This window comes from Calothrix anomala FACHB-343 (assembly GCF_014696435.1).
Taxonomy (GTDB): Bacteria; Cyanobacteriota; Cyanobacteriia; order Cyanobacteriales; family Nostocaceae; genus Aulosira; species Aulosira anomala_A.
The window spans coordinates 1-12,227 of record NZ_JACJQG010000063.1; the positions used below are offsets into that span (position 1 = coordinate 1).

A 12,227-nucleotide genomic window follows, 5' to 3' on the forward strand; every position below is an offset into this window, starting at 1 on the left:
ATTAACAATTTATTGGGGTGAGAAAGCGATTGTTATCGGCAACTGCTTTCTCACACTTAAAATGATTATCATTTTAATTACTGTATATTTTATTCTCTGGAAGTCCCTAAATAATTATCCCATTGAGGTTGCATATTTTTCTCCTATTTATTAGTTCAGTTAATGGTTATTCGACAAGTTACAGCGTATTTCAGGTAAATGAGGTACGCACTTCGTGAACACTGCCGTGCCCTGACAATTATCCGTACCTCATTACAGCCAGAAAAATTATAATTTGAGTTATAGATAAATCTGGCTAATTTCTCAAGCTTATAAAAATTTAATTACCAGCTTGCTTGGGCGAATAATTAACAGAATTTTCTCCAGTAGGTTGTGGAGAATCTATTTTTGCAAAATGAGAATTGCAGGCTTGTGCAAATAATAAAATGCTGAATGATAAGGCAAGTGTAAACAGTCTATTCCAGCGCATATTGTTCAGAGAATTTGTTAAAGTCTTCATCAGTTCAACTCCTTGGTTGCAAGTGTGATGTTATCTTTATAGAATTTGCAAAGTTAAAAGTCGATACAGAAAAGTTAAGGAATTAAATGTAGAAGCTAACTTAACTTGAAACTTAACTTTTACAGCATCATGCTTAACTAGAGTGAAATCTGCAATTTTTGACGCGATACAAATTTTCTTTGCAGCAATTGCAAAGCAATTCTTTTCCCTGTACACCAACCGTAATATCCATAAGTTGCGGATCTAGCAACAGTTTTCTCAAAACCTACAAAGTAAAGTGTAGGGTCAACAATAGATTGGCATTTAGCATCTGTTTTTGGTAATAACCTATCGTTCGCATTAAGATACAATTGCGGCTGTCTCAAAATTTTATTTATACCAGGGCGAAAGCCAGTACCTAAAATAATTGCATCATAATCTTGTGCTACACAATTGCTAAAGATTACGCCTGTTTTTGTGAGTTGTTGAATACTATTAGAGATGACTCGAATATTGCCTTTTTTGATTTGTTTAACAGTACCTCTATCTACCCAAGCTACACGGCCATGATTAACTTCTATATCCATTGGCCCTTTATCTTCTGGATAGATAGAGTATGCACTCAAATCTAAAGCAAAACGCTGAATAAATTTATCAGTTTCCTTGATGTCTGCTTGTAATTCTTCTGGTGAGAAATCTATGGCAAAAGCCATAGCTTCTATTCGAGAATCTATTGTATTGTTATTAAAAAAACGTTTAAAGTATGACCTAGTGCGCCATAACCAATATTGTAGCGATCGCAGTCTCGGATAAAGAGGAAATACCCAACGTTTACCGCGAATTAACATATCTACACGCGCAGCACCGTGTTCATATAAATCTAATGCTATTTCTGCTGCTGAATTCCCCGAACCAATGACTAAAACCTGCTGATTTTGATAAGGAATACCGTTTTTATAGGCATTACTATGAATAATCTTACCTAAAAAATCTTCTTGCCCCACAAACTTTGGTATCACAGGTTCATTAGTTAGCCCAGTACAGATAACAAGAACCTTGCAGTATAGAATGTCTTTAGTTGTTTGTATTTGCCAGTTATCATCTGTTTGATTCTGATGATAATTTTTAGTAATATTTTGTACTTCTTCCCCAAAACGAATATGTGAATCAACTTGGAAATGATATGCATATTCTGTTAAATACTCCACCATTTCCTCTTTCGTCTTAAATGTGGAATATTTTCCCTTACCCTCAAAAAAAGGTAGAGTAAAATAAGGATTTTGAGTAACTAATCGCTCGTAGGCGTTTTTCCAGATAGTTGCGACAGTTTCACCTTTCTCTATCACCACAAAGTTATCAATTCCAAATTTTTTTAAACTTGCAGCTACAGTAATACCGCAAAAACCAGCCCCAATAATGATAACGTCTAGTTCAGCGTTCATAACATTGACTTAGATTGCAAAACTTAACTCTTATCTTTATAAAACTTGTAACTTTAATAGTCGATATAGATTAGTTAGGGAATTTGAACTGTTTGCAAACGTCCTGAAATCTCGTTCCTGCTTCCTCTATTCATTAGTTGAGTTTGCAAGTTAAGCCATTTTCTTTCCTATATCCTTAACTTTTCTGTATCGACACTGCAATGAACAACCTCTATATATAAACAGCAATACCGTTCATGAAGAAACAATTGAGATGAACTTAATAACTTTGCTGTTACGTGCTTCTAGGAAAATTCTAACTCTTGCTGCTTTCATCGGGTTATTAAGTGGAGTTAGTACAGCAGGCTTGCTAGTAACTATTAATGCAACTTTTAATAATTCATCACAGCAAGTAACATTAATTTGGAGTTTTATCAGTCTTTGCTTAATAAAATTTCTGACTAATATAATTTCTAAATATTTGTTAATTAATTTGACAGAAAAAGCAATTGTAGAATTGCGTCTCACATTGAGTGAAAGAATTTTAGCCGCACCGCTATATCATCTAGAAATTTTAGGTAAACATCGGCTATTAGCTACCTTAACAGATGATGTTTTAGCAATTTCGCGCATAGTTTATATTATTCCTACTTTGTGTATTGATATAACTATCGTAGCCAGTTGTCTTTTATATTTATTTTGGTTATCCTCAACTATATTTTTTTTAGTACTGCTTTCTTTATTGCTAGGAATAATTAGCTATCAACAGGTTGCACATAAAGCAAATTCATTTTTCACCTTAGCTCGTCAGCAAGAAGATAAATTATTTAAGCATTTTCAGAGTCTAACTGAGGGAACTAAAGAACTAAAGCTTCACAAAGAACGACGACAAATATTTTTAAAGCAAGAACTGAGAGAAACGGCACAATTATCTAGACGTAATAATGTAGTTGGCATGACTATATTTGCAGTTGCTGCTAGTTGGGGAAATAGCTTATTTTTTGTAGTTGTAGGATTGGTAATTTTTGCTTTGCCTACTTTCCAAACTATCCCCACTCATATTTTATCTGGATATGCACTGACAATTCTCTACCTGCTTTCACCTTTAGACTACATTATGAGTGCTATTCCTACTTTTAGCAAAGCAACTGTTGCTTTAAAAAATATTGATGCTCTCAAACTATCATTGTTCGCTCGCTGTTACGAAAGTAATTTAATGATTTGGGAACAAGCAGATAATTTTTGTCACAGTTTAGAATTTGTGGGTATCACTCATACTTATTACCAAGAATCAGAAGATACAGCTTTTACTCTTGGCTCAATTGATTTAACAGTTTCGGGTGGGGAAATTGTTTTTATTGTTGGTGGTAATGGGAGTGGAAAGTCTACGCTGCTCAAATTAATTGCTGGTTTATATATTCCTGAAAGTGGAAAAATTTATTTCAATGGCAAACTAGTGACTGCGGAAAATCAAGATTGGTTCCGCCAACATTTTTCAGCAGTGTTTTCTGATTTTTATTTATTCGATAATTTTTTGAATATAGGTAAAAATATTGCTGGCGAGCAAATTAAAAATTATCTAGTTAAATTAAAATTAGATAAAAAAGTTAAAATTAAAAACGGCATACTTTCGACAACTTTATTATCTCAAGGGCAGCGAAAACGCCTAGCCCTGTTAACAGCTTATTTAGAAGACCGTCCTATATATGTATTTGATGAATGGGCTGCCGATCAAGATCCTATATTTAAAAATATTTTTTATACCCAAATATTACCTGAATTGAAAAAACAAGGTAAAACTGTAATAGTAGTCACTCATGATGACCAATATTTCTATTTATCAGACAGGATAGTTAAGTTTGATTATGGCAAGGTAGAGAACATTTATACTTGTCTCATACCTAGTGAAAAGAATTTAGTTTAATTCACATATATTTAACCTTTTAAGGGCAAAGAAATTATGAAAGTTGCGCCTTGGTTGGGAGTGCTAGTAGCTGTAATACTACCTTGATGAGCTTCAATAATCCGCTTAGTGATGGCTAATCCTAAACCATTACCACTACTTTTGCGTGAGGGATCTGTAGTATAAAATTGCTCAAAAATCCTGGGTAAATCGGCTTCCTTGATTCCTTTCCCCTGGTCTTGAATTTGAATAATTGCTTGTTTTCCTCTGCTATAGCCAGAAATAAAAACTTGCGAGTTGGCTGGTGAATGTTTGATTGCATTATCTAACAAATTGAGAATTGCCTGTAATAATCGTTCTGGATCGCCTTGAATCGTGAGGGGATCTACATTCACTTGGAGAGCAATTTTCACAGTTTGCATTCGCGGTTCGATTGCGTTCACAGCACGGTTAATCAATCCTTGCAGTGAAATGCTTTGCTGTTCGAGTTGCGTGACTCCCGCTTCTAAACGTCCTAAATCGAGGAGGTCATGAATTAATCTTGCCAAACGTTTGATTTCGCTGTCGATAGTTTGAAAAAAGCGATCGCGTATTTCTGGTTCTTCATAGGCTCCGCCTTTGAGTGCGTCCACTGTTACCTGAACATTACTGATGGGAGTACGCAGTTCGTGGGAAACATTGGCTAAAAATACCCGGCGTTCTTGATCTAGGGAAGCTAATCGTTCACTCATCCGGTTGAGTTCTGCGGCTAATTGATCCAACTCATTGTTCTCCTGGATGATCAGCTTATCGCCAAAATGACCTCCACCCAAGCGAATTGCAAAGTTCTGCATAATCTCAATCGGTTTAGAGAGACTGCGAGCAAAGCGACTGCTAATCAATGCACACAGTAAAATTGTGATTGCTAGCGTACCCAAAACGCTCCAAAACACCCTTGCAAACTGTCGCTGAAACTGCTCCAGGGTAATTGACATTCGCAACACACCCAAAAATTGACCGTTGCGTTCAATCGGTCTAGCAATGTAGAGGCGATCTTTGTTAGATAAAACTCCTTTAGCAATTCCTTGTTCTACACGATTTTTTAGAGCTGCGCGCATTCCTGGAATTTGATACCAGTCTTTAACTTGAGAGTCTAACTTTGGGTCAGAAGTAGCTATCAGATTACCTTGTTGATTAAAAACACGCAACGTCAAATTTTGCGGTGCGCCGTACCGTTGCACCAGCAATTTTACCTGTGGAATATCTTTTTGTTCTAGTCCATCTGCAACACTTTCACTTAATGCACTTGTCCAGTTATCCAAATCTACTTGTCGCATTCGCATGAAATAATCAGCGAACGACCACAGGATATAACCTGCTAGCAGTGACGTTCCAAAAGCTGTCAGCATCAAGTATGTGCCAAACAGCTTTGCATGAATTGTATTTAATTTAATTCGGGGTAAGAAGCCTCTCATGAAGGCTGTTCCTCAGAACGACGACGCAACACTGCTTTGATGCGTGCTAGTAATTCGCGAGTATTGAAGGGCTTAGTCACATAATCGTCTGCTCCAGCTTCTAAGCCCCATATTTTATCTACATCCTGATCTTTAGCTGTGAGCATGACAATGGGTACATTGGAAAAGGCTCGAATTCGCCAACAGACTTCCATACCACTCACTTCCGGTAACATCAGATCAAGCAAAATTATATCTGGTACTTGCTTGTGGAACTGTTTGATTGCATTATGCCCATCAACGGCTGTACTCACTGTATAGCCTTCTTTTTGTAATGTATATGTGAGACTGTCGCGCAAGGCCGCTTCATCATCCACGAGTAAAACGTGTGGCATTTTACATTAGTAAATTTGAGACAACTTTTTGTAATTATAAGATGTATTAGTTTTTTATATTTGACATCTATCAATAGAAATAAATTAAGTTAATCAATAGTAAATAAAAGCTAAAATAAAAAATTTATTTTTATCAAAAAAATTGCATTAAATACTAGAAACTCATAAAATTGTTTAAATAAATGTATTTAAAATTTATTTTGCTTATCTTTTATAGAGATACTTTTAAAGTTTCAGAGAGTAGTATTCTTATTTGAGGAAGGCAAAACAATCTATAAACCTGAACTGCCTGAAATTTAGAAGATATCAGAGATAACAAAATACTCCCTTAGTTAGAGAGCGTAGTTGTCCGCAATGCGAGATGGTTAATAATAAAAGGGTGCTATGCGTCAGATTATTATCCAAGTACAACATGGCTGCGGCAAACAGGTTCTCGATATTGCAGAATCTCATAATGGCACAAACCTGTCACAAATTGAGGCGAAAAACAGCAACGAAGCAATTGACCTGGTGATTGTTCACCTTTCTAATCACAAGGTTGGGCAGTTTATAGATGAGTTGCAAGACTTACCGAAAGTACATATTACCCTACTCCCTACAGGAGTTTTGGCTTTAAAACCACCGCCAGAAGAAGCAGCACAGCAAGTCAAAGATGTAGAAGAACGTAGCCCGATTGAAGTTTTTCTCTCTAGTTTGCAAAGTGTTGGTTCTTGGCGTGGTTTTCTGGGTTATGCAGCATTAGCTGGGGTAGTAGTTTGGATTGGGTTGTTTACCAATACAACTTATTTATTAGTAGCAGCAATGCTGATTGCACCATTTGCAGGGCCAGCAATGAATACTGCGATCGCTACCGCCAGAGGCGATCGCCAACTGCTATGGCGGAGTCTATTACGTTATTTTGCCGCATTAGCAGTGACGATTGCGATCGCCTGGTTACTGAGCCTAGTTCTGCGCCAGCAAATCGCTACCAGCCTGATGATTGAACGCAGTCAGCTTTCAGCTGTCGCAGTACTACTACCCCTAGCGGCTGGTGCAGCAGGTGCGCTTAACCTCATGCAATCTGAGCGTAGTAGTTTAGTCTCAGGTGCAGCAACAGGAATGTTAGTAGCTGCTTCCTTAGCTCCACCTGCGGGAATTGTGGGTATGGCTAGTGCAATTGGTCGCTGGGAGATGGTAACAGCTGGGCTATTCTTGCTCTTACTGCAACTATGCGGCATCAATTTATCAGCTTCCCTCTTATTCCGCATCTTCGGACTATCTACTCAAGCAACTCGCTATCAGCGTGGTAAAAAAGGAGTATTTCGCTTTTCTATGGCAATTACAGTCATAGCACTTGTAGGTCTATTAACTTGGCAATTTTCCAATTCTCCCAATTTAGAACGCTCTAGTCGCGCCCAACGTGCAAATGCTGAAGTCCAAAAGGTTGTGGAGCAAGTTGGTTTAGCAAAATTAGTTGAATCAAATGTTCGCTTCACCCGTGCCAACATTTCTGGACAAAATACGCTGTTATCTGTTGTTTATGTTCAACGTCAACCAGGAGTTAGTGAGTCATCTGAGGAAATTCGTTCTCGCCTCACCCAAGCAATTCAAACTCATTTATTAAACCAAGGCTTTAATGTTACACCATTGGTTGATGTTAGTGTCTTAGAATTACCTACTAATAAGAAATAAGTAGATTTTTCCCTAATATGAATACCTCATGAGGAACGTAAATTTTTCTGATCAACAAGCCCTAGAACAAGAGCGCAACGAAGTTTTACAACAACTTGAAGATTGGCTAGAAATGCCGATGTTGATATTGGCATTTGGCTGGCTAGCACTATTTATTATCGAGTTGACTTGGGGGTTAAATCCTCTGCTAGATGTTGTCAGTACGACTATTTGGATTGTATTTATTCTAGATTTTGCAATTAAATTTATCCTCGCTCCGCGCAAACTTTCATATCTAAAAAGTAACTGGTTAACTGCATTTTCTTTGCTATTACCTGCTTTACGTACCTTTCGCATTGTCCGAATAGTACGAAGTCTCTCATCATTACGGGCAGTGCGAGGGTTGCGGTTGTTGCGAGTAATGACCCGTGCCAACCGAGGAATGCGGGCTTTAGCAGCAAGTGTTAAGCGTCGAGGGTTTGCTTATGTAGTGTCGCTGACCACAATTGTCACTTTGGTAGGTGCTGCTGGGATGTATGCTTTTGAAAGCGATATTCCCGATGGTTCTGGTTTAAATAACTACGGCACAGCCCTATGGTGGACGGCAATGCTGATGACAACAATGGGTTCTGAGTATTGGCCCAAAACACCTGAAGGTCGAGTGCTGTGTTTGATTCTGGCGATGTATGCTTTTGCAGTATTTGGCTATGTTACGGCAACACTAGCAACGTTTTTTATCGGTCGTGATGCAGATGATGACGAAGCAGAGTTAGTCGGTGCAAAATCAATTGCCGAACTTCATACCGAAATTGCTGCATTAAGGGCTGATATACAAGCACTGCTGCATCAACATATAGAGCCAAAACAAGATGGGAAAAATTAGCGGTCTTATTTAAGCTGTGGCACTGCGTACCAAAATAACTGTGCAATTACTCCTACGAGAAATATTTTCAGGAATATTGCCGTTAATCGCTTGCTTGAGAAGACTTTCACGACTAGCACCCAGGATAATCACATCACTAAGGTCTTGTTGGGCGCAATCAATGACAGCCTCAGGAACAGAACTAGCACAGACTGGAGTTGCAGTTACCTTACCACTAATTCTCGGCTGAAGAAAGCGAACACAGTTGTCGAGCAATGTGGTATCTGGTTGAGATTCAGTAGGTTTGAAAACCTGATATAGCTTAATCGCAGGTGATGAACTTAGGGTAGTCAGCGCAGGTAATAGCTGAATTGCTTGGCTAGAGTTGGGTCCACCTGCCATTGGCAGCAACCAACGCTTAAAACCTTTTTGGTAATTTAATTTAACTAACACAACATCACAAGCAGCCTGGCGAATCACAGTATCTACCACTCGGCTAAAAACTCTACCAGGAGTTGAAGTATTCCCTTTCCAACCCATGAGTACTAAATCTATATGCCGTTCTTTGACAGTCTCTAATATTGCCCCTGCAACATCATGGGCAACCCGAATCTGTGTATGCACAGGAATTCGCCAATCTTCTCCTAACTGTACAGCCTGCTGCAACAGACGATGACTTTTGACAGTTGGCACTGGTGTTTCACAGGGAGAGCGATCGCACCTGCAACTCCACCAATTGAGCGAGCGATTGCGGCTTTGGCAATTCCACCTCCGGCTGCTCCCAATCCCGTGGCAATCGGATGAGTATTTGATGGCGCTTGATTTTCATTTTTTTGGTTAGAAGTAGGGTGTTGTTAGTTCATGATTTGTTTCTCCTTGCAACTATCATCAGCATGAAACTACTTCAGGCTAAATTTTGCCAGAAGCCACAGGGCAAAGCGTTCCAGTCCAACTAACACTGTAGTAATGCCCACAGCTAAACCAAATAAAACTAGGTTGTTTTCGTTGCCAGCTTTTAAAGCAAAGCTTAAAGATGTAGCAACAGCTGGAGGATGCATCACATCTAACAAGATCATCAGCACAATGGTGATGATCATTGCACTTCCCCCAGATAGATAACCTGAACCTAACAACATATAAGTAGCAAAACCAATCCCTGCTGCCATCATTTGGGAAATGACTAGAGTTCGTACTGTATTTGTACCGTGTTGGGGATCGAGATAAATCAGAAAGGCACTCGAAGCTAGGGACGCAAACAACAAACGCTGGCGGGTTAGGACTTCAACTAGGGCAAACACGCTCAAGATGACTATTGTTGGAGCAGTAGCTAATGCTAACTCACCCTTCCAATTGAGGCGGCGACGGAGCGATCGATTTGCACCTTCTAAAGGTTTTAAGCTGGAACGATGGGATTTCATCGTCTACTCCTATCAAGTTCCGACTCTGGTAAACGGCGTTGCTCTCCCTGCTGAATCTCACGTTCCAAGAAATAATTCAGCAAAGTTCGCAGCAAAACGATCGCTCCTAAATCTAAAATATCTTGGCGTGTTGGTGCTACTGCCGTCCGCAAAATATCGCTAGCAACAGTGAATTCCAAGCCCAATGCTAGAACTCGTCCCAATTGCAAACGCACTCCTTGTGTAGCATCAAAATGCTGTTTGGAACGAGAAAATAACAAGCGCAAATAGGCAGCAATGCCTCGGATCACTGCTGTGCCAATCACAACGGCGGCGGCAATTTCTGTGCCCGCAGCCAAGTAACCGACAATGACTTTCAGCCCTATCTCTAAAGGAGTAGTTTCTCTGCCCTCTCCCCCACCTTCTACATTCAAACTCAACAGTAGATCTAGCCCGAAGATGAGTGCTATGGGCAATATCAAACTAATCAAAGAATCCTGTGATGTCTCTGTTTTCATAGCTGTTTCTACTTTAATCTTTCAGCTATGCAATCCCCTATGCGCAAAGCATTAGCCATAATTGTCAGCGTGGGGTTAGTGCCGGAATTTGAAGGAAATAAACTACTATCTAAAACATAAAGATTCTCGACATCATGGGTACGACAATTGAGAGCCAAAATAAATGTTTTGGGATCTGTGCCAAATCGATAACTAGGATAAATACTAAATTTTTGATAAACTTCCTGTGGATTCCAGTTATCTTGTTCTCTTTCTAAAAAGTCGCCTCGTTCCAGCACTAGGATTTTTTTACCCGTAGGCGCAAGGTGGTGAGCCAAAGTCCCGCCACCTGCTCCTGTACCGGTAATAATGATGTCGTAACGCTCTGTGATGCTCGTCATAATTTCATATCTATTACGAGTAAAAAAGTCTCACTCTGCTGTTTTATGCAAAGTAATTTAGCTATATTTTGATTTGGTTTTGAAGTTTTGAAAATGTCAAATAGCTCTAAAGATATATTCTTATTTTTAGGCTAAAACTTTAATTTTAATAATTCTTCTGCCTGAGGTATTATGATTTTTTATATCTAAAGTTAGTAAATAATTTCCTTTAAATTTTATTTTTTGCATATATAGCGATCCTAAATGAGAATCAAACAAGGTTGATATTGTTCTATTTTAGAAAAATCGAATTTTTGACGATCGGTAAAAAACTTAAATAGCCACTTGACAACGGAAAATGATTTACACAGATGCTAAAACTTTCTTAAAAAATTCTTAGCCTGTAACCATAAATCTTCCACAGGGTTTTATTCAGGGCAGGTATACGCTCCTGATGGAACTCGGTTAGGGAGAATTCTCGTACCGGAAGTATGCGTCAATCTCACTTTCAAAGGCAAGGAACGCGATCGCTTGTTGATTGCGATCGCAATTTTAGGCCCTGGCGCATATTCTATAGATGCTTTGATATTGGGACGGTGAATCGTCAATTATCAAAACTGTATCTCAACTTTGGAATAAATATCATCTTACCCTATAGATGGATGCTGCTGTGGGCAGTAATCACCTACATATATTTATCAATTGGCTAAAAAACTTAATCATGCAACCAGTTACTGAGCTTGAATGAACTGAATATTTTAATCACAGCGATTGGTGCGATCGTTCTATTTCTAGGATTGTTATCTGACTATTTCCGGCGTAATTGGTGGACTTCTGACCCCTTAACAGCGCTGTTGTTGGGGATATTACTTGACGTATTAGGATTAGTGAACCCTAGTGGTTGGGGTTTACCAAAAGAGCATCTTCTAGAGCAAGCACCGCGCTTTACTTTAGCGATCGGATTGATGGGGGTGGCATTGCGACTGCCTAAGGGCTATTTTTTCCGCAACTGGCGACCTCTGGCAGTTCTGTTAGGGTTAGTCATGCCTTTGATGTGGGTGGTTAGTGGTTTGCTGGTTTATTGGATCTTAAAAATTCCCTTTTGGGAAGCCATGCTGGTTGGGGCGGCAATTACACCAACTGACCCGATTGTTTCTAATTCCATCGTGACTGGTATTGTCGCTGAAGATAATTTGCCTGGACGTTTACGACATCTCATTTCGGCTGAATCCGTTGCCAATGACGGGTTAGCTTATCCTTTTGTGCTATTGTCTATCCTCATGCTCCAGCGAAACTCAACAGAAGCATTATCTGAGTGGTTTTATCATGTTGTGCTGTGGGAAGTTGGCGGGGCTGTATTGTGCGGCGCAGTTTTAGGTTATATAGGATCGTGTTTGTCTCGATGTTCTGAAGGAATGGGTAAATCTTTAATCAATGGATTAGTAGAGGTGCCAGCTGTCCAGATTGTCGTATAAGTTGGCAGCGTTTCCACGCGATCACCAGACTTATATTCAACTGCGGTGGGGCGAACGGCTGTTGCTTCGGCTTCAAGAATAATCTCTATCGGCACAACACGTTTTATATTTGGCGGCACGAAAAAAAATTACCGAGTATACCATCATGCCTACAAGCCCAAGAATAATAAACGCGCCAATTGAAGTTAAGAAGCTAAACAAGCTATCTACCTTTTGCGCTTCCACTGTAGCTTCCACAGGCATCCAAGAATATGCCAACTGCCCAATCCCATGACTAACAACAAGCAGCACTGCTATACAACCAGCTATTAGTAAATATTCCAAAAATCTCTGCAT

14 protein-coding genes and 1 pseudogene are annotated in these 12,227 nt (G+C 39.3%); 5 read left to right on the top strand and 10 right to left on the bottom strand.

Annotation, left to right across the window (positions count from 1 at the left end; translation table 11 throughout):
- Positions 1-319 precede the first annotated feature (319 nt).
- Both H6G08_RS27880 and H6G08_RS27885 read right to left on the bottom strand, forming a co-directional pair.
- Complete coding sequence (locus H6G08_RS27880) at positions 320-499, bottom strand: hypothetical protein (RefSeq protein ID WP_190549014.1); 180 nt, start codon at positions 497-499, stop codon at positions 320-322.
- A 137-nt stretch (positions 500-636) separates the two neighbouring features.
- A complete protein-coding gene (locus H6G08_RS27885; RefSeq protein ID WP_190549016.1) occupies positions 637-1,920 on the bottom strand; it encodes a flavin-containing monooxygenase in 1,284 nt (427 codons plus the stop codon).
- A 253-nt stretch (positions 1,921-2,173) separates the two neighbouring features.
- On the opposite strand from H6G08_RS27885, the gene H6G08_RS27890 reads away from it, so the two are divergent.
- Positions 2,174-3,823: a cyclic peptide export ABC transporter gene (locus H6G08_RS27890; protein WP_190549018.1), complete on the top strand. Its 1,650-nt coding sequence runs from the start codon at positions 2,174-2,176 to the stop codon at positions 3,821-3,823.
- An 11-nt stretch (positions 3,824-3,834) separates the two neighbouring features.
- Here H6G08_RS27890 and H6G08_RS27895 read toward each other — a convergent pair whose 3' ends face one another.
- Both H6G08_RS27895 and H6G08_RS27900 read right to left on the bottom strand, forming a co-directional pair.
- Positions 3,835-5,256, bottom strand: coding sequence for a sensor histidine kinase (locus tag H6G08_RS27895; RefSeq protein WP_190549020.1), 1,422 nt, complete (start codon positions 5,254-5,256; stop codon positions 3,835-3,837).
- A complete protein-coding gene (locus H6G08_RS27900) occupies positions 5,253-5,630 on the bottom strand; it encodes a response regulator transcription factor (protein WP_096602306.1) in 378 nt (125 codons plus the stop codon). The genes H6G08_RS27895 and H6G08_RS27900 overlap by 4 nt, the downstream gene beginning before the upstream one ends.
- Before the next feature lie 384 nt (positions 5,631-6,014).
- On the opposite strand from H6G08_RS27900, the gene H6G08_RS27905 reads away from it, so the two are divergent.
- Together H6G08_RS27905 and H6G08_RS27910 are read left to right on the top strand one after the other, a co-directional pair.
- A complete protein-coding gene (locus H6G08_RS27905; protein WP_190549022.1) occupies positions 6,015-7,301 on the top strand; it encodes a DUF389 domain-containing protein in 1,287 nt (428 codons plus the stop codon).
- Positions 7,302-7,329: 28 nt separating this feature from the next.
- Positions 7,330-8,163: an ion transporter gene (locus H6G08_RS27910; RefSeq protein WP_190549023.1), complete on the top strand. Its 834-nt coding sequence runs from the start codon at positions 7,330-7,332 to the stop codon at positions 8,161-8,163.
- A gap of 9 nt (positions 8,164-8,172) precedes the next feature.
- Here H6G08_RS27910 and H6G08_RS27915 read toward each other — a convergent pair.
- A pseudogene (locus H6G08_RS27915) lies at positions 8,173-8,853 on the bottom strand (universal stress protein); the annotation flags it as partial.
- Here H6G08_RS27915 and H6G08_RS38360 point away from each other — a divergent pair.
- Positions 8,815-8,946: a hypothetical protein gene (locus tag H6G08_RS38360; RefSeq protein WP_277877863.1), complete on the top strand. Its 132-nt coding sequence runs from the start codon at positions 8,815-8,817 to the stop codon at positions 8,944-8,946. The pseudogene H6G08_RS27915 and the gene H6G08_RS38360 overlap by 39 nt on opposite strands.
- Positions 8,947-9,041: 95 nt before the next feature.
- On the opposite strand, the gene H6G08_RS27920 is transcribed toward H6G08_RS38360, so the two are convergent.
- From H6G08_RS27920 to H6G08_RS27940, 4 genes are all read right to left on the bottom strand, one after another.
- Positions 9,042-9,560, bottom strand: a complete 519-nt coding sequence (locus H6G08_RS27920; RefSeq protein WP_190549025.1) for an HPP family protein — start codon at positions 9,558-9,560, stop codon at positions 9,042-9,044.
- The gene (locus H6G08_RS27925; protein ID WP_190549027.1) at positions 9,557-10,057 is read right to left on the bottom strand and encodes a DUF1622 domain-containing protein; all 501 of its coding nucleotides are present in this window, start codon (positions 10,055-10,057) and stop codon (positions 9,557-9,559) included. Before H6G08_RS27925 ends, H6G08_RS27920 begins: the two co-directional genes overlap by 4 nt.
- 8 nt (positions 10,058-10,065) lie before the next feature.
- The gene (locus H6G08_RS38365) at positions 10,066-10,437 is read right to left on the bottom strand and encodes a GMC oxidoreductase (protein WP_199322775.1); all 372 of its coding nucleotides are present in this window, start codon (positions 10,435-10,437) and stop codon (positions 10,066-10,068) included.
- Positions 10,438-10,844: 407 nt separating this feature from the next.
- Positions 10,845-11,024, bottom strand: coding sequence for a hypothetical protein (locus H6G08_RS27940; RefSeq protein ID WP_190549122.1), 180 nt, complete (start codon positions 11,022-11,024; stop codon positions 10,845-10,847).
- 132 nt (positions 11,025-11,156) lie between these two features.
- On the opposite strand from H6G08_RS27940, the gene H6G08_RS27945 reads away from it, so the two are divergent.
- Positions 11,157-11,891, top strand: coding sequence for a cation:proton antiporter domain-containing protein (locus H6G08_RS27945; protein WP_190549029.1), 735 nt, complete (start codon positions 11,157-11,159; stop codon positions 11,889-11,891).
- Between the two features lie 72 nt (positions 11,892-11,963).
- Here the strand turns inward: H6G08_RS27945 and H6G08_RS27950 are convergent, their stop codons facing one another.
- Positions 11,964-12,227, bottom strand: a complete 264-nt coding sequence (locus tag H6G08_RS27950; protein WP_242046305.1) for a cytochrome c oxidase subunit II — start codon at positions 12,225-12,227, stop codon at positions 11,964-11,966.

Excerpts from the sequence above, each read along its gene's own strand:
- H6G08_RS27880 (WP_190549014.1), bottom strand. The coding sequence starts at position 499 with ATGAAGACTTTAACAAATTCTCTGAACAATATGCGCTGGAATAGACTG.
- H6G08_RS27885 (WP_190549016.1), bottom strand. The coding sequence starts at position 1,920 with ATGAACGCTGAACTAGACGTTATCATTATTGGGGCTGGTTTTTGCGGT.
- H6G08_RS27890 (WP_190549018.1), top strand. The coding sequence starts at position 2,174 with ATGAACTTAATAACTTTGCTGTTACGTGCTTCTAGGAAAATTCTAACT.
- H6G08_RS27895 (WP_190549020.1), bottom strand. The coding sequence starts at position 5,256 with ATGAGAGGCTTCTTACCCCGAATTAAATTAAATACAATTCATGCAAAG.
- H6G08_RS27900 (WP_096602306.1), bottom strand. The coding sequence starts at position 5,630 with ATGCCACACGTTTTACTCGTGGATGATGAAGCGGCCTTGCGCGACAGT.
- H6G08_RS27905 (WP_190549022.1), top strand. The coding sequence starts at position 6,015 with ATGCGTCAGATTATTATCCAAGTACAACATGGCTGCGGCAAACAGGTT.
- H6G08_RS27910 (WP_190549023.1), top strand. The coding sequence starts at position 7,330 with ATGAGGAACGTAAATTTTTCTGATCAACAAGCCCTAGAACAAGAGCGC.
- H6G08_RS38360 (WP_277877863.1), top strand. The coding sequence starts at position 8,815 with ATGACTTTTGACAGTTGGCACTGGTGTTTCACAGGGAGAGCGATCGCA.
- H6G08_RS27920 (WP_190549025.1), bottom strand. The coding sequence starts at position 9,560 with ATGAAATCCCATCGTTCCAGCTTAAAACCTTTAGAAGGTGCAAATCGA.
- H6G08_RS27925 (WP_190549027.1), bottom strand. The coding sequence starts at position 10,057 with ATGAAAACAGAGACATCACAGGATTCTTTGATTAGTTTGATATTGCCC.
- H6G08_RS38365 (WP_199322775.1), bottom strand. The coding sequence starts at position 10,437 with ATGACGAGCATCACAGAGCGTTACGACATCATTATTACCGGTACAGGA.
- H6G08_RS27950 (WP_242046305.1), bottom strand. The coding sequence starts at position 12,227 with ATGCAGAGATTTTTGGAATATTTACTAATAGCTGGTTGTATAGCAGTG.